This is a genomic window from Virgibacillus dakarensis (assembly GCF_900155625.1).
GTDB lineage: Bacteria > Bacillota > Bacilli > Bacillales > Amphibacillaceae > Lentibacillus_C > Lentibacillus_C populi.
Map to the genome: position 1 here is coordinate 228,184 of NZ_LT732553.1, position 23,355 is coordinate 251,538.

General features: G+C 36.2%; 17 protein-coding genes and 2 pseudogenes. 12 read left to right on the forward strand and 7 right to left on the reverse strand.

The features are described 5' to 3' along the window. Positions 1–87 precede the first annotated feature (87 nt). Positions 88–348: a hypothetical protein gene (locus CZ382_RS24975; protein WP_456119726.1), complete on the reverse strand. Its 261-nt coding sequence runs from the start codon at positions 346–348 to the stop codon at positions 88–90. A 16-nt stretch (positions 349–364) separates the two neighbouring features. Beyond that, positions 365–523, reverse strand: a pseudogene (locus tag CZ382_RS24980) (hypothetical protein); the annotation flags it as partial. A gap of 162 nt (positions 524–685) precedes the next feature. Here CZ382_RS24980 and CZ382_RS01255 point away from each other — a divergent pair. The 12 genes from CZ382_RS01255 to CZ382_RS01310 all read left to right on the forward strand — a co-directional run bounded on the left by CZ382_RS01255 (position 686) and on the right by CZ382_RS01310 (position 19,819). Next, entirely contained in the window at positions 686–1,471 is a 786-nt protein-coding gene (locus CZ382_RS01255; protein ID WP_088049442.1) for an IclR family transcriptional regulator, read from the forward strand. Positions 1,472–1,488: 17 nt separating this feature from the next. Continuing rightward, a complete protein-coding gene (locus CZ382_RS01260; RefSeq protein ID WP_088049443.1) occupies positions 1,489–2,802 on the forward strand; it encodes an aspartate aminotransferase family protein in 1,314 nt (437 codons plus the stop codon). Between the two features lie 125 nt (positions 2,803–2,927). Further along, on the forward strand, positions 2,928–4,436 hold the full coding sequence (locus CZ382_RS01265; protein ID WP_088049444.1) for a M81 family metallopeptidase: 1,509 nt from the start codon (positions 2,928–2,930) through the stop codon (positions 4,434–4,436). 48 nt (positions 4,437–4,484) lie between these two features. Then, a complete protein-coding gene (locus tag CZ382_RS01270) occupies positions 4,485–5,363 on the forward strand; it encodes an SMP-30/gluconolactonase/LRE family protein (RefSeq protein WP_088049445.1) in 879 nt (292 codons plus the stop codon). Positions 5,364–5,412: 49 nt separating this feature from the next. Then, positions 5,413–6,306 carry a fumarylacetoacetate hydrolase family protein gene (locus CZ382_RS01275; protein ID WP_088049446.1) on the forward strand — a complete coding sequence of 298 codons (894 nt, stop codon included), beginning with the start codon at positions 5,413–5,415 and terminating at the stop codon, positions 6,304–6,306. 155 nt (positions 6,307–6,461) lie between these two features. After that, entirely contained in the window at positions 6,462–8,207 is a 1,746-nt protein-coding gene (locus CZ382_RS01280) for a dihydroxy-acid dehydratase (RefSeq protein ID WP_088049447.1), read from the forward strand. Positions 8,208–8,898: 691 nt separating this feature from the next. Continuing rightward, positions 8,899–12,864, forward strand: a complete 3,966-nt coding sequence (locus CZ382_RS01285; RefSeq protein ID WP_088049448.1) for a CehA/McbA family metallohydrolase — start codon at positions 8,899–8,901, stop codon at positions 12,862–12,864. Positions 12,865–13,937: 1,073 nt separating this feature from the next. Beyond that, positions 13,938–15,410, forward strand: coding sequence for an ABC transporter substrate-binding protein (locus tag CZ382_RS01290; RefSeq protein ID WP_088049449.1), 1,473 nt, complete (start codon positions 13,938–13,940; stop codon positions 15,408–15,410). A 239-nt stretch (positions 15,411–15,649) separates the two neighbouring features. After that, positions 15,650–16,609, forward strand: coding sequence for a carbohydrate ABC transporter permease (locus CZ382_RS01295; protein WP_235000369.1), 960 nt, complete (start codon positions 15,650–15,652; stop codon positions 16,607–16,609). After that, entirely contained in the window at positions 16,606–17,436 is an 831-nt protein-coding gene (locus CZ382_RS01300) for a carbohydrate ABC transporter permease (RefSeq protein ID WP_235000370.1), read from the forward strand. Before CZ382_RS01295 ends, CZ382_RS01300 begins: the two co-directional genes overlap by 4 nt. Positions 17,437–17,576: 140 nt before the next feature. Then, entirely contained in the window at positions 17,577–18,344 is a 768-nt protein-coding gene (locus tag CZ382_RS01305; RefSeq protein WP_088049450.1) for an SDR family NAD(P)-dependent oxidoreductase, read from the forward strand. Positions 18,345–18,475: 131 nt separating this feature from the next. Further along, positions 18,476–19,819 (forward strand): GH39 family glycosyl hydrolase, encoded by a 1,344-nt coding sequence (locus CZ382_RS01310; protein WP_159457742.1) that lies wholly within the window; start codon positions 18,476–18,478, stop codon positions 19,817–19,819. Between the two features lie 135 nt (positions 19,820–19,954). Here CZ382_RS01310 and CZ382_RS01315 read toward each other — a convergent pair. From CZ382_RS01315 to CZ382_RS01330, 5 genes and pseudogenes are all read right to left on the reverse strand, one after another. Further along, positions 19,955–20,362 (reverse strand): annotated as a pseudogene (locus CZ382_RS01315) (hypothetical protein); the annotation flags it as partial. Positions 20,363–20,447: 85 nt separating this feature from the next. After that, entirely contained in the window at positions 20,448–22,118 is a 1,671-nt protein-coding gene (locus tag CZ382_RS01320) for an IS1634 family transposase (protein WP_088049453.1), read from the reverse strand. Positions 22,119–22,243: 125 nt separating this feature from the next. Then, entirely contained in the window at positions 22,244–22,405 is a 162-nt protein-coding gene (locus CZ382_RS23600; protein WP_159457743.1) for a hypothetical protein, read from the reverse strand. Further along, on the reverse strand, positions 22,371–22,937 hold the full coding sequence (locus CZ382_RS01325; protein ID WP_088049454.1) for a carboxypeptidase regulatory-like domain-containing protein: 567 nt from the start codon (positions 22,935–22,937) through the stop codon (positions 22,371–22,373). Before CZ382_RS01325 ends, CZ382_RS23600 begins: the two co-directional genes overlap by 35 nt. Before the next feature lie 24 nt (positions 22,938–22,961). After that, on the reverse strand, positions 22,962–23,351 hold the full coding sequence (locus CZ382_RS01330) for a hypothetical protein (RefSeq protein ID WP_088049455.1): 390 nt from the start codon (positions 23,349–23,351) through the stop codon (positions 22,962–22,964). Positions 23,352–23,355 lie beyond the last annotated feature (4 nt).

The window sequence follows — 23,355 nt, forward strand, 5'->3', positions numbered from 1 at the left end:
TGTGTTATTTAAGGTAAACTGTTGAATCTTATTTGCTGAATTCTGTTTAACCTTATTTGTGGAAAACTGTTAATTCTATTTTAACGTTTACACCATGGTGATTTTGACACTTTCACCTGTATCCAGATAATGATCTTCTTGTGGTGTAAGTTTTTCAATCACTGGTCCTTCAAATTTTGCAAATACAGTAATGTTTTTGGTTGTTTTATTGCCAGCTTTGTCTGTCGCGGTGATCTCAATGACATTTTCGCCATTATCCAGCAGCATTCGATGGGAGTACGTATCATTTCCCAACAACTCTGCCTTAGCACCATTCATTTCGACTGATTCTATATTTTCGTCCGTCACCGAGCCTTTTACCGTGTACAATAATTCCTTTATCACTCAGGTCGACAGTAGTCCATTCACCGTTACGGAGTGCGATGGCGTCGAACGGACCGGCGATTTTTTTGCCGGGGGCTCCGTCTTGACCGCTTGCATCCCAGATTTTAACCTGGAATTCTGTTCCGCCTGGTTCGGGAAAGTTTTCTAGTCTGCTCTCTTCTGTTATTACTTTATAAATTTGGAATAGATATATAACTGTTTTGAATAAAGGTAATTTATTTTATTTACAAATTATTTTTTTGGTGGTATATTGATTTTATACAATAAAAATTCGGTTTCACTTTTGAAAGGTGTGTTCGAAATGGAATTACAAAGTAATAAAGAAAAATCAACAAGATACAGTATAACCTCAATAGATAAAGCTATTGATTTATTAGAGGTTTTATCTAAAAACCCGCTGAATCTTATTGAATTATCGGAAATCCTAAATAGGCCAAAATCATCATTGTTTAGAATTATCTCGACATTGGAGAATAGAGGGTATATTTCAAGAGAAAAAGAAACAGGTAAATATTGTTTAGGAATGAAAACTCTTACTTTGACAAAAAATCTTATCGAAAATAACAAATTAAGTAAGGTTTCAAAAGCTGAGATGAAGGATTTAGTTCGTAAAACTGGAGAGTCTGTAAACATTGGTACTTTAAGTTTTGGAGATGTTGTGTATGTGGCTGTTGAAGAAGGCATACATCAATTGAAATTTACAGAAGTGATTGGTTCAACTTCTCCATTCCATGCTACGGCAATAGGTAAGGTGATTGCTGCGCACTTACCAACTGAGGATTTAAACGAACTAGTTAGGAAACGGGAATTAAAAAAAATCACTCCTAATACTATAACTGATAAAAAACAGTTACTTGAAGAATTGAAAAAGGTTAAAGACAACGGGTATGCGATAGATGATAATGAGGTTGCCCTTGGCGCGAAGTGTATAGCAGCACCAATTTTTGATATGTTTGGAGAAGTTGAGGCGGCTATTAGTATCTCTGGATCAATACACCGATTAAAACCTGAAAAAATAGAGGAGGTCTCTTGTTTAGTAAAACAAGCAGCAATTAATATATCCCAACAATTGGGGTACAACCAATAATAACGGAGGGTTTAGTAATGAAATCTTTTTCTAATTCTAAAATGCTTTTGAAAAAGTCAAACCAATATTTGGCAGCAGGGGTGTCTAGTAATCTTAGACTATCTGTAAAACCGGTTCCTATTTTTATTGAAAAAGCGAAGGGGACAAAAATGGTAGATGAAGATGGAAATGAGTATATTGACTATATAATGGCATATGGTCCACAAATCTTAGGGCATTCACATCCTGCTATAGTAAGAGCGATCCAAGAACAAGCTGAAATTGGTCAAACATTCGGTGCCCAACATCAAGGAGAAATTGACCTGGCCAAAAGGATAGTGGAATTTGTTCCATGTGTAGAAAAAGTAAGTTATTGCAGTACAGGTACCGAGGCCGTTCAGTTAGCTTTAAGACTTGCAAGAGCGTATACGGGAAGAAAGAAAATTATAAGATTTGACGGACATTACCATGGTTGGAATGATACTATTTCAACAAAATCTACGGATGAGAAAAATTCTATTTCCTATATTAATCCTAAAGTAAAACCAGCAACAAACGGTCAATGTGAGGAAGCACTAAACGATATAATCGTTCTGCCTTGGAACAATTATGAAGTAATTGAAAAGACACTTAAAGATCATAAAGAAGAAATTGCTGCTGTAATCATGGAACCAGTAATGTGTAATTCCGGTTGTATATCACCAAAACAAGGTTATTTGGAAAAAATAAGAGAAATGACAAGTGAACTTGGAATAATATTAATTTTTGATGAGGTTATAACGGGATTTCGCTTGGGACTAGGAGGGGCACAAGAAAAACTAAATATCAAACCGGATCTTGTGACGCTTGGTAAAGCGGTTGCAGGTGGATTACCGCTTAGTGTGGTGGGTGGAAAAGAAAATATCATGGACCTAATATCAAATAATGAAGTTGTTCATATGGGTACTTTAAACGGGAACCCACTCTGTACTTCGGCTGCAATTGCTTCTATAAACTACTTAGCAAATGATAACGGAAGAATATACAGTTATATGAAACACTTGGTAGACCATTTTGTACTAGAATTAGAGAAATTGGCAAGCAGATTTGAACTCCCACTATTAGTGAATAAACAGGAGACAGTTTTCCATACCATGTTTACTTCGGAAAGAGAGGTAACTAGCTATTATCAATTCCAACAAAGAAATAAGTCAATGTTTAGTAGACTTGCAGAATTATTGTTACTTGAAGGTGTAGCCGTTAGACCAAGTGGATTATGGTATATATCAACTGAACATACAAAAAAAGATATCGAAAGTACCTTGAAAATAGTTGAAAAATGTTTCCATAAATTGAGTAAGGAATATAAGTAGTATTTACTTGATTAGCTTGATACTTTGAAAAAGAAAAAGTGCTACAGACAATTTAGGAGTACTTGTGTTTCTTTGGTAAAGAATGTTTGTTCGAAAAAATAATTTGCAGAATAAGGGAGTTTAATATGCGTGTATTAGTTGGAGGATTAATTCAAGAAAGCAACACATTTAGCCCAAATAGAAGTGATAAACAGAACTTCTTGAATCATTGTTTTCTAATTGGTGAACAAATGTTAAACATAGGGGTAGAAAATGAACTGTCTGGTTTCTATTCTATAGCAAATGAAAAAGGTGTAAAAATAATTCCAACATTATTTGGATCAGCTGTCTCATCGGGTGTTTTTTTAAAGCAAGACTTTTTAGAATTAAAAGAGTTGCTTTTATCAAAAATTAAGCAGGAAAAGGATTATGACGGTGTATATATTGCATTACATGGCGCAATGGTTTCGGAGGACTATGATGATGTTGAGGGTGAACTATTAGAAAGTATTAGAAAATGTATTGGTAAAGATATTCCATTAGTTATTTCATTGGATTTACATGCAAATGTTACAAAAAAGATGATTGACAATGTTAATGGGGTTATAGGATTTAAGACATATCCCCATATAGACTTTTTTGAGACAGGTTACCGTTCGGGTAGATATCTTTTTTCTTTAATTGAGAACGGGAACCATTCAATACTGTCTTTATCAAAAATACCCATGATAGTTCCAGCCGAAAATAGTCAAACAACAAATGGACCATTTGCAGAACTATGGGCGGAGGCAAAACAGGGGGAATTAAACGGGGATTCACTCTTAACTTCATTATTCCCAGTTCAGCCATGGTTGGACATTAATGAAATGGGGTTTGGAGTAGTCGTGGTTAGCAATGATAAATTTAAAGCAGAACGTGAATCACAACGGCTAGCTCAACTTGTTTGGAAAAAGAGACATGAATTTAATGTGAAATTACATAGTGTCTCTGAAATTGCAAATATGGCATTAGATAGTACAGATAACATTCCATACATTATTTCTGATTCAGCAGATAGTCCTGGGGCAGGGTCTACTGGAGATAGTAATGTGGTTTTAAAGATATTGTTGGATCTGAAAATGGATGAAAAGTTGAATTGTTTATTGACTATTGTTGATAAGCCAGCAGTAGAAAAAATTTTATTATCGGGAATTGGTGCTACGATTCAACTTGATATAGGATATTCTATAAATTCCAAGCAAGGTGATTCTATTAAGGTAGATGGAAAAGTAATTAGACTTGGTGATGGTAAATTTCAACTAAAGGGTGGATATGCAAAAAATACGATTGCTAGCATGGGAAGATGTGGTGTATTTCAAATTGGCAAGATTTCGCTTTTGATTACAGAGAAGCCAACATTTTCAGGTGACCCAAGTATGTACCGTTCAATGGGACTAGAGCCCTCCGATGCTGATTTGGTTTTGGTTAAATCCGCTAATCAGTTTCGCGCTGATTATGAGAATATATCTAGCAGGATATTCATTTTAGATACTCCTGGGTGTAGTCCAGCTAATTTAAATAGGCTAAGTTACAAGAAAATATCAAGACCCTTTTATCCATTTGATGACAATTTTAATTGGGTGGAAAAGCATATAGGGCATACTTACCGAAAATAACTACACTATAACATTGGCTCTTGAGTTTTTTAGGTTGGGAGAGAGATTATGCAAAATAAATTAAAGGTTGTAGTAGATGCAAAGGCAACGCTAGCAGAAAGTCCTTGTTGGGATCCGAATAATAAATGTTTATATTGGGTTGATATTCTTCAAAAGAATTTACATCAATATTCACTTAAAACCAAGGAAAATAGAACCTTCAAATTTAACAAATATTTAAGTTCAGTCGCTGTCAGGAAATCCGGAGGACTTATTTTAACATTAGAAGATGGATTTTACTTTTATAATACAAAAAATGATGAATTAATGTTATTACAGTACACAGAAAGTAATCAACCAAATAATAGATTTAATGATGGAAAATGTGATCCTGGGGGAAGATTTTGGGCTGGAACAATGGATAAAAATGCTGAGAAGTATAAAGGTTCTCTATATTGTATGAATAACATATTTAAAGTTGATAAGGTATTGTCTGATTTAAGTATTCCAAATGGAATTGCATGGGATATTAAAAAGAAAAAAATGTATTTCATTGATAGTCCAAGCAGACAAATTTTAGTTTTTGATTATGACATGGGTTCTGGGGACATTCGTAATAAGAGAGTTGCAGTTACTATATCGGAAGGACAGGGTTTGCCCGATGGGATGACTATTGATGAAGAAGGAATGATCTGGGTAGCTCATTTTGGTGGGGGAAAGGTTTCAAGATGGGATCCCAAATATGGGAGGTGTTTGCAAAATATTTACATTCCTACAAGTAATGTAACTAGTTGTGTTTTTGGTGGTGAAGAAATGAAAGATCTTTATATAACTACTGCACGGCAAGATTTAGCTAAAGATGAGTTGGAAAGGGAACCACTTGCCGGAAACATATTTTGTATAAAAACAAATTTTAAAGGGGCACCAACTTATCAATTTGAAGGATAACTCCATTAATTAATGAATGTAAACATAAAAATTCAAGGAGGAATATTCTATGAAGTTACTGACTTTTAAAAGGAATGAAGAATTTGCTTTGGGAGTAGAGTTAGACAATAAAGTAATAGATATAGAAAAATCTCTCTCTTCCACTAATAATCGGAACATTCCGTTAGGGATAACGGAGGTGATACAGGGGGGGAAACAAAGTATATCAATTTTGGATGAACATATTAAAAAATTGAATCTAAATGATGATTCCTCGTTTATCCATAGTAAAGATGAATTGATTTGGGGACCTTGTGTAATTGAACCAAATAAAATTATATGTGTTGGATTAAATTATCGTAAACATGCTGATGAGACCAATTCCCCTTATCCAGAATACCCAATACTGTTTAATAAATTTAACAACACATTAACTGGTCATAAAAGCAAAGTTTCTATTCCAAAGAATACAAAAAAGTTAGATTACGAGGTTGAACTAGGCATAGTGATAGGGAAGAAAGTAAAGAATGTATCCGAGAATGAAGCTTTAGATTTCGTTTTTGGATATTGTATTGCAAATGATTTATCTGCAAGGGATTTGCAATTTATGACCAGTCAATGGTTATTAGGGAAAAGTTGTGATGATTTTACTCCACTAGGTCCTTATTTAGTTACGGCAGACGAAGTTGGAAATCCACAATGTTTATCTTTAAAAACATTAGTGAATGGACATATACGGCAAAATTCAAATACCTCTGATATGATTTTTCCTTGTAGTAAAATTATAAGTTTTATCTCTCAACATATGACTTTAAACCCCGGTGATGTTATATTGACTGGAACCCCAGAAGGAGTTGTACTAGGGTATCCACATGGTGAACAGTCTTATTTAAAACCTGGAGATAAAGTTACCCTGGAAATCGAAAAACTTGGAAGTTTAGTAAATTATTTTGTAGAAGGGTAATAGTATTATGAAAAAATTAATTGTTGAATAGGGAATATTTTACTACTAAGGTTGGTTAATTAATGCTTCTATGTTGTATAATTTTTAATTTAATCTAATTATTAGAACTATCCCCAAGCAACATTAAAATAATTGAAAATGGGAAGGGATTGCTTATGAAGGAAAAAGATAAAACTGTACGTTTAAGAAGTGATGAATGGTTCTTTCATGATACGGTAGAAACCCGATTTCAACATCGTTCAAACATGAGATCTAACGGACACTTTCCCGAATCGTTTCTAGGTAAACCGGTGATCGGTATTTTTAACTCCTGGAATGATTTAAATGTTTGTAATGCTCCGCTTAAGGAATTAGTGGAACATGTAAAACGTGGTGTGCTTTTAGGTGGTGGATACCCAGTTGAAATGCATACCATAACAACTGCTGCTGACATGATGAAACCATCTGATTTACCATACCGAAATTTAATGTCTATGGATGTGGAAGAAATAATTCGCTCGTATCCTATTGATGGTGCAGTGATGCTTTCAGAATGCGATAAAACAACTCCTGCACAATTAATGGCAACCGCAAGTTGTAATATTCCTACATTGCAATTGGCAGCTGGACACAGAGCATCAGGTGTTTTCCGTGGTAAACAAGTAAATTACGGAACGGATCTTTGGAAGTACATGGATGACTATAAAGCGGGATTGTTAAACGACTCTGACTTGTCGGAATTGGAGACCTGCATATCCTGTACTAAGGGAGGTTGTCCCGTAATGGGTACAGCCTCTACCATGAAAAGTATGTCAGAAATACTAGGTATTATGCTTCCCGGTACGTCATCGATTCCTGCCTCACATACTGCGCGTAGAGATGCTGCTGAAAAAACTGGCAAGCGTATTGTTGAAATGGTTTACGAACAACTTATACCATCAAAACTTATGACAAAAGCATCTTTTGACAATTCTCTTAAACTGTTGGCTGCCCTTGGTGGTTCCACCAATGCTGTTTTACATTTAACAGCTATAGCAGGACGGCTGGGAATCAAAATTGATTTGAAAATGTATAGTGAACTTTCAGAAGGAATTCCTCTACTTGTAAATGTACAACCTAGCGGGAAACATAGTATGGATGATTTTTATGAAGCGGGAGGACTACCTTTGGTTATTCGGGAATTACTTCCCCGTTTAGATGGGAAGTGCTTAACAGCCTTAGGAAAATCCCTTTTTGATACCTATTCCCATTTGAAAAGCGCACCATCGGATGTAGTAGGGACATTAAAAAAACCGTTCCAGGAAGAATCGGGAATACGTATTTTAAAAGGTAACCTTGCCCCAAACGGCGCAGTACTTAAGCGGGCCGCTAGTTCTAGAGAGTTATCAAATCATAGAGGTAAAGCATTTGTGTTTGATGATTATGAACAAATGATTATTCAACTCGATGATGATGAACTGCCAGTTGATAAAAATTCAGTCTTAATTTTACGTAATTGCGGACCAATTGGTGCTGGCATGCCAGAGTGGGGTGCAATACCAATTCCTCGCAAATTATTACGTCAAGGTATAAGGGATATGGTACGAATCAGTGATGCTAGAATGAGTGGAACGAGCTATGGTACTATAATTCTTCATGTTTCTCCTGAGGCACAGATTGGTGGTGCTTTAGCATTAGTTAAAACTGGGGATTGGATTGTATTGGATGTCGAACAAGGCATTCTACACCTTGATATTTCCGAAGAAGAGATGCAGCAAAGATTATCGCAATATAAATTTCCCCCTAGGGAACATAAGCGTGGTTACTGGCGTCTTTGGCAAGAACATGTACTACAGGCTCATGAAGGATGTGATTTTGATTTCTTATGTCCTAAGAATCCTGAAGAAGCAAAAATGATTTCACCTGTTATCGGTCGTGGGTAACAAGATTGAAAATATTTATGTCTACGATCTTTTGGCTAAAGTCTTGGGGAGTAAATTAATCTTTTCTCCCTTTAGTTCTAGATCCAGAGAAGTGTTCTATTAAAATCACTAACTGTTGTTATAATTTGAACTCACTTAAATGAGGCTTTATAATATCATTCCTTAAAAGATTTAGTAAGTTTAATTGATTAGATCCTGTGTGCTTGTCAAATTAGTAATAGGATTAATACCTATCTGAAAAGGTAAATTTACTTCATATTATAAATCCGTATTAAATTGTTGGTTTCACTTATTAAACTTGACTCACTATTAAAATGACACACCTCAGAAGAATTAACCCTGGCAATTATTACAAATAGCTGAATTATTAGTAATTATTAGTATAAAAATTATAAAAACCGTTTTATTGAACAGAAATCCAACTAAAGCCATCCACAGCTTTTAGACCAGTATTATGTAAAGACGAATTCATGATTAATGATATTGATACAATTTTTCCTACGCATTTTGTGAGGCAAACCATTTGAATGATTCGATTGGGGAGTATTGTATGGTAAGCGAATGATAGCAATGGAATAAAATATCTTTTAAACTTTAAACCTTAATTTCCAAACAATCCAGGAATAGCACTGTTTGTTTTTCAGAAGTTGCGAAAAAAATTGGCTTGGATACAAAGGAGAGGAGAAAAATAATGTTAAAAAGTTCCTTGAAAATGTGGCTAACATTTGTAGTGATTTTATGTATGTTTTTAATAATTTTACTAACTTCGAAAGATTCAGTTGCCGCAAGTAATACAATGGCTGGGTTTGTAAAAGAAGATCCTGGCCTTTCTTACGGACCTGCTTCAAGGGATTGGTTGGATTCCGAAGGTTATTATTATATTGAAAACGAAGAGATAAAGCTAACTATCGGTACGCAGACCTTATCCACTCAAGATCCTGATGATTGGGGAAACGAAGCAACTGGTAATAATAAATGGGGAACATTAACCCCCGGGCATATTATGGATGCAGCACCAAAATTTAATATGTATGATAATTTGGATTATACCGAGTTTGTACTTAGCAAGGACGTGGATAAAACATGGTGGTACCCAACTGAAAAACTTAATATGCCTAATGTAAAGATCCAGAATAACAATATTGTTGCCAATGGCTCATGGGACGGCAACGAGAATATAAAAGCACAGGTAACTTATTCTATAGTAGAAAATACCCCTCTAATAAAAATGAAGGTTAAATTGACCAATGAAGGCACATCTGCGTATTCTGGAAATCTTGCTTATATAATTGATCCAGAAGAAAAACTTGAACAGCAAAGTTACGTTCCTGGCTGGGGCTGGAGAGGCGGACAAGTGAATGAATACATCACCTCTGGTTGGAACAAAAACTATATTTTCAATGGTATACAGGATAAATATACAGGAAATACTGCGCATGCAATTATTTGGCCGGATAATCAGCAACCCTCTGCTGTAATTCCAGAAGGTTATATTACAGGTACGTGGTTTAATGTGTCATTAGGTGTGAACGAAACCCAAGAACTTATTATATATCAACTTCCCCATAATCCTGGACCTGCTTATGCAGCTTATAATGTGGCTGAATTTTGGGCTAATATTGTTAAAAAGAATATTGATCCTCAATCAATAGGTAAAATAACCGGAACAGTAACTGATGATGATGGAAATCCCTCCAGTGGTGTAGATATAAAATTAAACACACAATCAGGAGAACAATATGCAGTTGTAACTACTGATGATAGAGGAAGATATAATCTCTATGCTATGAAAGGAGATGTATACAATCTTAATGCAACCAATGAAACTAGTGATTATGAACGTGAAATATCAGAATTAGTTACAGGAAGTATTGCACAAGTTGACTTTCAAATGGAGGGATCTGTTAAGGAAGTTATTGCTGGGGTTACAAATGGAGATCCAGGTTATAATTATGAAGGAACATCTAGAGACTGGTGGCCAAAGAATGATTATTACTATATTGAAAATCCGTATATCAAGTTTTCAGTTGGAACAGTACGGACTGCTGGAATGGATCCTGTAGATTGGAGTAACAATGCCTCAGGTAACAATAAATGGGGCACACTAACACCTGGTCACATAATGGATTCTGTCTCAAAATTGAATATGCAAGAAAACATTGATTTTACAGAATTTGTTTTAAGTGATGACTTAGGTAGTACGCCTGAGGATGAAGCAAGTGGGAAATATATGGATTGGTCGTGGTTTCATCCGTTAACTAAACTGCAATTGCCGGGTATTAGCTTAGATGAAAGAAACATAGTAGCCCGTGGGAATTGGGATAATAATGAAAAAATGAAAGCAACGGTACGTTACTCCATAGTTGAAGGGACACCTCTTATAAAAATGGAGATTAAACTTGATAATCAGACTGGTGAAAATTTTAATGGTGATTTCGGATACATTGTAGACGTCGACCAACCAGGTGGACAGCAAAGTTACCTGCCAGGTAAGAATTGGGTTTACGGACAGCAATCGAAAGTAGTAAACAGTGGCTGGACAGACAATTATTTGTTTAGTGGAATCAACAATACATATACAGGAAATACGGCTCACGGAATTATTTGGCCAGAGGAACAACAGCCTAAAATGATTATAAATGAGGGGATATGGATCGGAACTTGGTTTGAGGCCTCTATACCTAGCGGCCAAAGTGAAGATTATGTGATCTATCAAATGCCACATATACCTGGACCGGCGGAGGAACCACAAACCGTAGCTGAATTTTGGGCGGAGTTTATAAGTAATCATGAGGACCCTGAAAATTATGGCAGTATTACAGGTACTGTAACAAATGAAATCGGTGAACCTGTGCCGTTTACTAAGGTAGAGTGTATTGGTAAAACTGGTCACATGTATACAGGTGTGACTAATAAAAAAGGCAAATACCAAATATTTACGAAAAAGGGAACGTATGAAATAACTCCTGTAAACGAAGAGTACTCTGTGGATAGTAAGACTGTAGAAATTGCTGATGAAAGAAGAGTAGAAACCAACTTCATAATGAAAAATTTTGCAGAAGTTGAGATAGAGATGCCAAATAATATTAAAATTGATACTCCATTTGACATAAAGATTTCTGTGAAAAATCTGACTGATAATACATTAGAAAATGTGAATGTTGATATCCTCCCTCCGTATTTTGTTCGGCTGATGGATAAAAGAAAAATTATAATTCCTAGTATTGAGGCTGGTTCTAAAACGGGATTAATCCTGAAAGGAATAGCATTAGAGGGTGGCAGATCATTAATAAAGGCAAATGTAAATACGAAACTATTTAATGTAAAAGGGAAAAGCAACTTCAATGTAACAGGTGCGGGATATTATAGTGGTGATAGTCATTCTCATACGAGTCATAGTGATGGGGTAAATACTGTTGCGGAAAATGCTTCAAGTGCATATAAGGATAGGCTGTTATCTTGGGTGTGGAATACAGACCATAATACGTTTGTTCAAAAAGAGGATGCGGATGAGGTTACACTAAATTATGATGGGAAGTTTCTTAGTTTAGCTGGGACTGAAATAACAACACCAGTGGGGCATGCTTTAGCTTTAGGTTTGAATGAAGTTCCTAAACATGATATAGAAGGGCCTGAATCAGGGTATACCTGGCAGGATAGCATAGATGACGTGATCAGGAGGGAAGGGCTTTTCTATATTGCACATCCATTTGATCAAACTTATACATTTCAAAAACCTAAAAAGTGGAGAGGATTTACGGGTGTTGAAGTATGGAATGGTTCAAAACATGCTCTGGATAACGGTTTAAATGAGGCTGCTTTTAGATTTTGGGATGAAATCAATATACGCGGTGATGGAAAATACTATGGTGTTGCTAATTCTGATGCCCATACAAAAGAGAAGGTTGGAGATCCCTTTATAAGAGGATGGATGCCGGACCTTTCAGAAGAGAAAGTTTTAGAGATGCTAAAAACAGGTAGATATTACGGCTCTAATGGCCCTAAGATAAGATTTAGTATCGATGGAGTTGAGATGGGAAGTACCCTAAAAATAAAGAAGTCTAAAGTTGCACAATTTAACATACAGGCATATGACCCTAATTCTAACATAACACACGTCCGCTTAATAAAATTGCCTATTACGGGTGACACATCTGATTATACAAAAAAAGAGGTTGTGTATGAAAAAGATCTGACATCACTGAGAATAAATGAATTTATTGAAACAATAAATTTACCTGTAGAAGATAATGAATTTTACCGTCTAGAAGTGCAAAGTGAAAAGGCACAAGAGTATAGTACTGGTAGTGGACCAATTGCAGGAACAGGGTTTGCATTCTCGAACCCTGTGTGGGTTAAGTTATCGGATGATTCTAACGCTGCAGCAATTAAATCAATATCATATAAAAATAAAAATAAGTATAAAGAATCAATCAGTTTTGGAGTAAATTCTATTAAAATATATGACAACAAATTTAAACCCAAAAAAATAAATGTAACTGTAAGTAAAGGAGCTAAGGTCACTTCGATAAGGTATTCCAAGATTAAGGATGCTAGAGGCATCGGAATTTTAAAACTTGTTATAACTGCTAATGATGGCTCTAGAAAAAATTACAAATACCTAGTGAACATAAGTAAGGAAAGAGAAGGGGAGTAATAATTTACAGATGGAGGGTATGTTACATTCTTTTGAAACCTAAAAATGTGCTAGCTAGAGCCTATGAAATTCTTGTCTAGAGGTTAATTAAGAACAATGGTCATTAAGTAAGATCAGAAATGGCGTAAAAAACCTTAATCCTGGGTGGTACTAAATCCATTATAGATAGAAGAAATAATGTTATATAGGGGTGGATTTTTCTGCCCCTATATAATTAGATTATATTAGTCAGTTGATTCTGCTATTGGCAAAAATAGAGAACTACCTGCTGTGCGGATGGGGAATCAATAGTTAAACCAAAAACTGACTTTCTACTATAATAGAGAACGCTGTCAAGACCTTTATTTTATAAGAAAGGAAGGTAAGTAAGGATTTACCAACCCTTGGCACAAACAAAATGGGTGCGTTAAACATTTTATGCCTACGCTTATAGCCTTTGTGCAAAACACCCATTGGACGGTGGTTATCATTTAGACTATGACATTTATAGCAGATATACAAGTTACTCCACATTAGTTGTTTTATAAATTATATTATTTTTCCCCATTTCAATTAATAAAAAATTTTTTGTAAATTATATTTACATTGCCTTTGATAAATGGTATTATGGTTTCAAACAATAAAAATAAGGTTTCACTTTATTAAATAATAATTAGAAGTAATTACTGAAATGTTTTTTTTGAAATTATTCTTAATTCAGTAACCGGAGAAATTGAAAACGCCTTATTTAAACTGTTATTGGGTTAATAACAGCTACAATTACTATTAAGAATGAACGTTGTCTCATTTTTTCTATTAGATAAATATTTAGGTTGACAGTTTTTGTAATATAGAATAATTTTAAACTCTTTTATTGGAAAGGAGGTTTAGTGAAAAGTAGTTGTTACAAAACAATTACAATATTATGAACCGTATCACGAAAAAATTTGAAAGGGGGTTTTGATATTCATAAATATAAATTAAATCAAAACGAGGAATTTAAATGGGAAAATAAATCAACTTTGTAAATTACTTTATCTATTTATCTTAAACTAGTAATTTATGTAAGCACATTGCATGGGGGAGGAACTGGAATGAAAAAATACTTGGTTTTAACCATAAGTATATTTATGATAGTTGGGTTTTTATTGTCTGGATGTAAAAGTGATAAAGCTAGCCAATCAAATGGTAATGACGTAGTAACACTGACTTTCTGGAATCGCCTCGGTTCAGGCAAGACTTATTTTCCAAAACTGATCAAGGATTTTGAGGAAAAACATCCAAATATTAAGATTGAATTGACAAATGTTACCGGAGAATCAATGCAGGCACAGTATCAAGCAGCAATAGCCGATAATAAACTTCCAGATATTTTTGTAAGACCTCAGGGTTTTTCAGTTGCGCAACTTGTAAAGCTTGATCAACTGCATAATTTAGATGAAATTTTTCCTGAAGATGTCCGAAAGGATTATGTAGAAGGAACGTTTAACACTGGAACTGAAAAAAGTATTATGCTTGACGGATCGGTTTATCAATTCCCGATGTACTCAGGTACCCATGGTGCTACAATGCTATGGTACAACAAAGATGTTTTAGAAAGTGCAGGGATTAAAGATGGCGCACCAGAAACATGGGATGAAATGATTGAGATTGGAAAAAAAATATACGATAGTTCGAATGGTGACAAATATGGACTAATAGTTGCTGGTAAAACACAGTGGTTGAACAGCGAAATTATTAGACAGATGTCTACCGAAATATCCCCTGAGAGTGAAATGAACTTTTTTACCGGCCAATATAATTTTGACACTAAAGGGATAGTTGAATCTATGGAATTGTTTAAGGAACTATTAGACGAGAAGGTTATGTCACCAGTAAGTTTGGAGATAGATGTCAGGAAGGCGCAAGCGCTATTTTCTGCAGGGAAAGCTGCATTCTTTATTGATGGTAACTGGGCGGGACAAACGTTTGTTGATGAAGAAAAATTTGAAAATTGGGGAGTAGCTCCTCTTCCAACTAAAGAGAAAGATGCCCGTTCATATAGATTATATGCCGGTGGGGTTGGTGAGGGAATAGAGGTTGCCAAATATACAGAACATTGGCCAGAGGTAAAACTTTTCTTAGAATATTTAAGAGATAATATTTATTCTTCCATAGTCGAAGTTGGTGATGGTGCACCAGCACTAGAGCTAGAAAAAATCGAATCTGTTGAATTACCTTTTCCACAATATAAGGATATAACAGAGATTATGAAAAATAAAAGTTTAGTAGTACCTATTGCAGCAAAATTGAACCCAAATGTGATAGATGTAAAAGAAAGCTTTAGTCGGAAAGCGCCACACAAGAATATAGGTACAATTCTTGATGGTTATCTCACTGGACAGATAAGTGATTTGCATTCGGAGCTGGAACAAATGACAGATGAATATAATAAAGTCTTTAATGAGCTGGTTAAGGAAGCTGGAGACAAAGTATCAAAAGAAGACTTTATTTTTCCGAATTGGGATCCACGAGAATCTTATACCGAAGAAGACTATCAAGAGTTAAAAGAAATTAGAAATAAATAACAATATAAATAAAAGGGGGGAATATTATTAGTAAGTAATTTAAAATGTTTTAGTTAAAATATTGTCCCCTTTTAAAGACAATAAAGGCTTCCCCCCATTGGGTAGTTGATCATTAGAATTGCAAAATTAAAAGCTTTAGAATGAAAGGCCCTTTCAATGGGAGAAGGGTGATAATTATGACAAATAGTAATCCCATAGTCGCCTAAAAAGTGATGATGTTTTGTAAAAGGAGGAACATTATGCATAATATAGATTACAAGAAAAAGAGTAAACTAAACCCACACCTTAAGCGTAATTATATTTGGGCGTACATATTCATTTTACCTCAAATTCTTTACTTTTTAGGTGCTTCTCTTTACCCGATAATTATGAGTTATGTATATTCCTTCTTCGATTGGGCAGGAGTAGGCCCACTGGAAGACTTCATAGGATTTGATAATTATAAAGAGTTGTTAGAAGATCCGCAATTTTGGGGTGCATTTTTTAATACATTAATATACACAATTGGTTTTACGTTTATTTCGACCTCTGTATCGTTAATATTAGCCTTGGTTCTAAACGAGGTTAACTTAAAGGGTAAGGGGTTTTATCGTACTATATATTTTTTGCCCGTTGTAACTACAACCGCAATAGTCGGAATAATTATGCAAAATATTTTTGGCATTGATGGACTAGTTAATCAAGTGTTAGAAAAAGTAAATTTAATAAGCCAACCTGTACCATGGTTGGTTGATCCTGTTCTCGCTATGATTGTGTTGATTGTCGTAGGTTCATGGAAAAGTATAGGCATTACAATGGTCTATTGGTTAACAGGTTTGCAAACAATTCCAAATGATTTATACGAGGCTGCAAAAATTGATGGGGCTGGATATTGGACTACGCTTCGTTACATAACGCTACCGCTTTTAAAGCCAATAACAGCAGTTATCTTTTTCCTTGCCATTATTAGCAGTATGCAAGTATTCGATTTGGTAAAAACATTAACTGACGGTGGGCCATTTTATTCAACAGAAACCTTAGAATTGTATATTTATCGTTATGCTTTTGCATCCGAACTTGGAGGATCTCGTGTTGGTTTTGCCTCAGCAGCCGGTGTAATATTAGGAATATTTGTATTCCTCGTTAGTATAGGTTTTGCTTTATTGGGATGGATAGCAAAAAGAAAGGGAAATGCACTAAAAGGAGTGAATAGCTTGTGAAACTAAAAAAACCATCTTATCTAATGACGCATCTGATGTTGATAAGTGTAGGCATTATTTGGATATATCCGTTTGTTTGGATGATATCCTCTTCGTTAAAAACGAATCAAACATTTATTACTTCGGGTGTAAATCCATTTCCTGAAAGGCTTAACTGGGAAAATTATATTCGTGCATGGGAATCGGCTAATTTTTCAGTATACTTTATGAACTCCATTATTACTACGTTAGCAACTGTTATTATTGTAGTAGTATTAAGTTGTCTTACGGGTTATGCTTTGGGAAGAATTAATTTCCCGGGTCGGAAGATTGTGATTATTGTTGTAATAGCATTTCAATTTATTCCTAAAGGCTATACGATTATTCCGTTATATCAACTTGTCAAGTTATTAGGCTTAAATGATTCTTTGTACGGGGTTATTTTTGCAGAATCATCTGGAGCACATGTTTTATTTATACTTCTATTCGCAGCCTTTTTCTCACGTGTACCTAAAGAATTAGAAGAAGCAGCAATAATTGACGGGTGTGGCTTCCTAAAGACATTCTTTTTCGTAATGTTACCTAATGCCAAGCCTGTAATCGCAACTGCTGCAATTATGCAGTTTATTTGGACATGGAGTGCTTTTCTAATTCCACTTGTGTTAACAATTAGCAGGCCAGAGTTAAGAACATTGGCGGTAGGTATGTTAACATTCGTGGGTCAGCGTTCAACTGATTGGACTGGAATGGCTGCGGGAGCCACAATCTCATTGGTCCCTGTTATTTTAATCTTTATTTTTATGCAACGTTATTTTATAGAGGGAATAGCAGGATCTGTCAAACAGTAGAAGCTACAATATCTGTTAACCCAACTTAAATCCAAAGTGTAAAAAATATTTTTTAATAAAAATGGTTGCCATTATATTTTGGGTATTAAGAAAGTTTATAATTCATTGTTATTAACTTTTCTAGTAAAAGGAGTTTTTAAATGAGACTTAAAAATAAAACGGCACTAATCACAGGTGGATCTAGTGGAATTGGAAAAGAAGTATGTATTGCGTATGCCGCCGAGGGCGCCAATGTAATTGTTAACTATTATGAAGACAATGATAAAGATGCAAATGACGTTGTTAAGCGGATTAAAGAAAAAGGTGGTAATGCAACATCTTTCTGTTGTGATGTTGGGTATGAAAAAGAAATTAATGAAATGCTTGTTACAGTTATAAAAGATTGGGGAGGTGTAGATATATTAGTTAATAATGCAGGAATTTATCCTCGTAAAAAATGGTATGAAATAACTTCTGAGGAATGGGATAGAGTACACTCTGTTAATTTAAAGGCATGTTTTTTAACGTCTAAGGGTGTCTTTCCATATATGAAAAATAAAGGATATGGAAAAATTATTAATGTATCCTCAGTTACTTTTTGGAGTGGTCAAAAGGGATTTCTTCATTATGTTTCCTCAAAAGGTGGTGTAATTGGGTTAACCAGGGCATTAGCTAGAGAAGTTGGAGAACATGGAATTAGTGTAAATGCAATTACGCCCGGTGCGGTTCAAACAGAGAAAGAATTGAAAGATTTAAGGGATTTGAAGAAGCGTAAAGAAAATGATGAGTTCTTAAGGAAATCCCAAAGCTTTGATCGACGCCAAATACCCAAAGATATGGTGGGTACCTTTGTTTTCTTGGCATCAGAAGAAAGTGATTTCATAACTGGTCAAACTTTAAATGTTGATGGTGGTTGGATGATGCACTAACTATTTATTGTATTGGAAACCCTTAAGGTTAGTAAATATTTTAAAAGATTTAATAGAGGAATAAAAGTAATATTTTCCTATATTGTATCCTAGAGTTACTAACTATTTAATGGAATATGGAGGTTAACATTATGGATTTAAAAATAAATTTTGACAATGTTTGTGGGAAAATAAAACGATTGCATGGCGTCAATAATGGTCCAGTGAGTTACGGGTCGACAGTTGATGTTTCTCATTACTTTAAAAAAGCAGGGATACCCTCAGTGAGATTGCATGATTCGAATTGGCCACATCCTAGAGAAGTTGACATACATACCATTTTCCCGGATTTCAGTAAGGACCCCAATGACCCAGAAAGTTATGATTTTTCACGAACTGATGAATATTTACGGTCAATAATAGATACAGGCGCTAAAATAATTTATAGATTAGGGGAGAGCATCGAACATACGCAACAGAAATATTATGTTCACCCACCGCGTGATTTTAAAAAATGGGCTCAAATCTGCCTGGGTATTATCCGTCATTATAATCATGGATGGGCGAATGGTTTTTATAATAATATAGAGTATTGGGAGGTGTGGAACGAGCCGGATAATAGGGCTGGTAATATTTCACCGATGTGGTCTGGAACCTCAAAACAATATTTTGAACTATACAACATAGCATCAACTGCTATTAAGAAATTTGACCCCAAATTAAAAGTAGGGGGTTTTGGTGCTACTATGTCACATAAAGATTTTATCCAAGATTTCTTAGAGTACTGTAGAAAAAATAAATTGCCGCTGGATTTCTTTTCATGGCACACATATACATCTGATCCTCAGAAGATTATGATAAACTCTAAATACGTTCATGATCAGCTTTTTAGAAACGGCTTTCGCGAAACAGAAAGTCACCTTAATGAATGGAATTTTTTTGAGAGTGATTTTAAAAAATTATGGCTTCAGGGAAGTGAATACATCCGTCAAGACACTTTTGAAAAAGCTAAAAGTACTGTTGGTGCTTCTTTTTCAGCATCTGTCTTAATGATGCTACAAGAAAGCTCAGTGCAGTCATCAAACTATTTTGATGGTCAGCCTTCTGCAAAATTTTGTGGTTTATTCAATTACTATGGTGTACCTCAGAAAACCTTTTATGCTTTTGAGGCATTTCAACATCTTTGTCAATTCCCTTTACGAATAGATACGGCTGTTGATAATTCCATTAACGGAATATATTGCTGTGGTGGAAAAAATGAGCAAGATGAAGTAGCTATTTTGATAAGTAATTTTCGTGGCCAAGGTCGTTTGTATAGCATAAAAATGGAGAACTTTATTGATGATTCAAATAGGGTATGCCAAAAATACATGTTGGATGATAATTACGATTTAGAGTTGGTTCATACATGTAAGGCTTCACAGATTAAAGATGATATGGAAATTTTTATTCCAACAAACTCCACTGTATTACTTAAAATAGTGAATAAAAATTAAATGGATTAAAATAATTAATTTACTATAGGTATTTTAAACAAAATAGGATCTCGGAATTCGGAAACCTTAAAAAGTAAATTCCAACATCACTGGATATGGAGACGAATGGAAATATCCGACAGCAGGGGACTGGGACCAGGTACCGCCAGTCAGCTGCCCGCTGCTTTCATCCGCTACGAGTGCGGGTGAGTATGGGTGCGGCTTCGTCTGAATGTAGACCATGTAAAAATCGTCGTCTACAATAATTCCTTTATCACTCAAGTCGACAGTAGTCCATTCACCATTGCGGAGTACGGTAGCGTCAAACGGACCGGCGATTTTTTTGCCAGGTGCTCCGTCTTGACCACTGACATCCCAGATTTCAACTTGGAATTCGGTTCCGCCTGGTTCAGGAAAGTCTTCTGTCCAGAAACGGAATTTAGCTGCTGTTACCATGGCACTGTTTTTATCTTCTGGCAGCGACGTTTTCACGGCACAGTCGCTTTCTGCCTGATACCAGGCATGAGCATTTTCGGCAGTTCCGTCATCATAGCCGATTTCACCTAGCGTGAGTTTCCTACTTTAAACCTGAAAAATAGCCTGAATCCCTTGATATAAAAGGGATTACAAGCACCCTGGCGTGTATAAACTAAAAGTCCTTTTTCGCCAGGGTATGATATAACGTTTCCAATTCTGGATCCATTTCTTCCAACTGCTCTTCTTTTTTCGGCTTCTCTTTCAAACCGTGAACCGTATAGATTTCTGCTAAGCGGACTTCCCCCAACCGATCCAGTAATGTCTCCACGTTCATCCGGTATCCGGCTTCTTTTGCCTTCTTCCATAATAACTGGGAAAGTAATAGACCAACGAGACAAATAAAGGTATGTACTTTAATTTTCTGATCGGTCCAGTGAAACTGCGGTGTCACGGCACGGTGAAAAGGATTCTTCAAATGCTTGAATACTTGTTCTACATGGTTCTGTCCTTGATACGCTGCTATGATCTCCGCATTCGACCATTCATGTCTACTGGTGGCGATGATGCGTTTCCCAAAGTAAACTTCTGTTATCCATTCGTATGCTGATGTATCAATCGTCCAGTCAAGATCAAACTTTCCATTTCCTTTTTCATGCAGGGTCACCTTCAAGATACGATTACATTGTTCTCCTTTTAGAATGTGCTCGATATCTCGTTCAAGTGTTTCTTTCTTTCGTTTGCGAGCCCGTGGATTGGTCAATTTATCCTTGAGTTCCTGTAATTGCCCTTGTTTTTTGTTCAACGCTTGATGTAGACCGCGAATCTGTCCCTCACGCAATCGATTACTAACATAAAGAACCAGAGATCGTTCCTTGCCCCACACTTCTTTTTGCGTACGATAACAGGTTACTTCTTTTTCTCCAACGTCAACCGATTGATACTTCGAGAGAGGGATATTTACCAAATCCTCATGATATGCCGGAGACAATGATGCCACATAAGGAACTTCAGAGGCATCCAGTTCGGCAAAGTTCTTTTTTGTATTGCTTCCCTTGTCAAAGACGACCGTGAACTCCTCCACAGCCAACTGTAATTCGGTCAGTTTTTTTCGCAGTTTGTTTAAAAACGGAATAAACAGCTTACTGTCTGACTGATTTCCCTCGTAGATATCCGACAGTACCGGAATGAGGAACTCCTTTGTGACCACCTGAGCCAACCCAAATTGCTTTAAATCATTGCGTTTTTGTTTATTCCTCCCCCTTTTGGCCAGATCCGATTTTTCATTTGTTGAGGCAATGTGGGTCGCAAAATTGGTTAAATCATAAAATAATAACTTGGAAGACAACAGCTCTTGATCCGCCATATGATGCGTAAGTGCTTTTTCTACTTCGTCCAATTGTTCATCGGTGACCATATCCATCTGATCCCAAAAATGGCGGCTGTCCAATTTTTCCGGGTTAAACCCTGCCAAATCCGGCAGTGTCGTTTGTTTCGCCCAACCTGGAAAGCTCCTTTTGCTTCCGGGTCGCAGGGCTCGATAAATGGCGGCTAGTAATAAAGATTTGCCAACCGTTTGTTCAGCCCGCTTTTGGCTTGGAAAGTGTTGTTCAAAAATGTTAAGGATGTCCAGTTCTTCTGCCATTTGCCATAACAATTCAACCGATCCATGAGAACGGGATCGAACCTTTTTAATCAGTGGGCCATTTCTTAGTTTATACAGCAAATTTTCAGCTGTGCCTAAATGCATTAAAACGACTGGACGAGGCTTCCCATTTACCCGCTTGGATTCAATGATTTGCCAGTATGTGTTCTTACCAACTTTTTGTTTTCTAATAGTAGCCATAGTTAGTTTATACACTATTTCTAAACCGTTGTCAACAAAGAGGATTGAGTATATTTTTTTAGTCTATACAGAAAAATAGCCATAAAGCCTGTCATAGCAGCACTTTGAGGAAGAGTGTAGGAAACTCACGCTAGATATCCGATAAATGGTTTTATTTCGATATTATTCTCCGTGTTTTCATTTCCGGTAATGGAGATGTCGATATCTTTACTATAATAGTCAGCTACGGACACATGTAGCGTATAATCGCCTTCATAGGCAGTAATGGAATAGTGTCCGTTTTTCATCCGTTGTCACCGGCTCGATTGCGGCATCTTCCATGAGTAATAATGTCGCACCAGCAACTGGTTCACCAGTTGTTTGATTGGTGACAGTTCCTGTAATTGTGCCCTTTGGAATCGGCTGCAGAGTGAAATTCGCTTCTATCGTACTGTCTTCTGCAATTTCCACATTGCCTGTTTCCGGGTAATATCCATATGCGTCGGCTTGCAGTGTGTACGATCCGGCAGGGTGCAGCAGTGAATAGCTTCCGTCTGCCTGATTTGTTTGCGCCGATTGTCCTGTTTCCAGCACACTGACCGTGGCACCTAAAGGCAGAGCATTTACGTTTGCCTTTGGATTCGCTTCACTGGATGCGGAACTGGATTTATCGGATTTTGCTGTGCTCACGGCATCAGCGTTCATGCTCGTTTGCTCGTCATTTGCAGCGCTGCTGACCACTAAATCATCAATATACCAGCCATCAAACATTCTGCTGCCATCCGATGAAACATGAAAACCGATATAAATCGTTTGGCCAGCATATGGTGTCAGGTCCACACCATAATCTTCCCAGCCATTGCTTTATCCCGTAAATTCAGCAAGGCTGTCCCAGTTTTCCTTGTCCGTGGAAACATAAACATGGGCAAAGTCATACGAACCATAGTCATAGCTTTCCAACTCATACCAATGTTTGAATTGCAGACGGGCTTGTCCCTCCGGCAATTCAATTGCTGGTGCCGAAAGGATCATATCACTGTCATTCCGATACGTACCGGCCGGGTTCGTTGCATACACCTTTTCACCTGAGAACGCTTTTTTTGACCCGGAAGTAGGCACACCCCATTCCCATGTATCGTATGCCCCGGAAGACTCCCAGCCAACGGTTTCCGTTTCAAAGTCCTCACTAAGAATAGCCGGGAGAACTTGGACTTCAAAATTCTCACTTATCACTTCATTTTTGCCGTAATCCATGATA

Excerpts from the sequence above, each read along its gene's own strand:
- CZ382_RS01260 (WP_088049443.1), top strand. The coding sequence starts at position 1,489 with ATGAAATCTTTTTCTAATTCTAAAATGCTTTTGAAAAAGTCAAACCAA.
- CZ382_RS01290 (WP_088049449.1), top strand. The coding sequence starts at position 13,938 with ATGAAAAAATACTTGGTTTTAACCATAAGTATATTTATGATAGTTGGG.
- CZ382_RS23600 (WP_159457743.1), bottom strand. The coding sequence starts at position 22,405 with ATGAAAAACGGACACTATTCCATTACTGCCTATGAAGGCGATTATACG.
- CZ382_RS01270 (WP_088049445.1), top strand. The coding sequence starts at position 4,485 with ATGCAAAATAAATTAAAGGTTGTAGTAGATGCAAAGGCAACGCTAGCA.
- CZ382_RS01310 (WP_159457742.1), top strand. The coding sequence starts at position 18,476 with ATGGATTTAAAAATAAATTTTGACAATGTTTGTGGGAAAATAAAACGA.
- CZ382_RS01255 (WP_088049442.1), top strand. The coding sequence starts at position 686 with ATGGAATTACAAAGTAATAAAGAAAAATCAACAAGATACAGTATAACC.
- CZ382_RS01275 (WP_088049446.1), top strand. The coding sequence starts at position 5,413 with ATGAAGTTACTGACTTTTAAAAGGAATGAAGAATTTGCTTTGGGAGTA.
- CZ382_RS01320 (WP_088049453.1), bottom strand. The coding sequence starts at position 22,118 with ATGGCTACTATTAGAAAACAAAAAGTTGGTAAGAACACATACTGGCAA.
- CZ382_RS01330 (WP_088049455.1), bottom strand. The coding sequence starts at position 23,351 with ATGGATTACGGCAAAAATGAAGTGATAAGTGAGAATTTTGAAGTCCAA.
- CZ382_RS01265 (WP_088049444.1), top strand. The coding sequence starts at position 2,928 with ATGCGTGTATTAGTTGGAGGATTAATTCAAGAAAGCAACACATTTAGC.
- CZ382_RS01305 (WP_088049450.1), top strand. The coding sequence starts at position 17,577 with ATGAGACTTAAAAATAAAACGGCACTAATCACAGGTGGATCTAGTGGA.
- CZ382_RS01285 (WP_088049448.1), top strand. The coding sequence starts at position 8,899 with ATGTTAAAAAGTTCCTTGAAAATGTGGCTAACATTTGTAGTGATTTTA.
- CZ382_RS01280 (WP_088049447.1), top strand. The coding sequence starts at position 6,462 with ATGAAGGAAAAAGATAAAACTGTACGTTTAAGAAGTGATGAATGGTTC.
- CZ382_RS01295 (WP_235000369.1), top strand. The coding sequence starts at position 15,650 with ATGCATAATATAGATTACAAGAAAAAGAGTAAACTAAACCCACACCTT.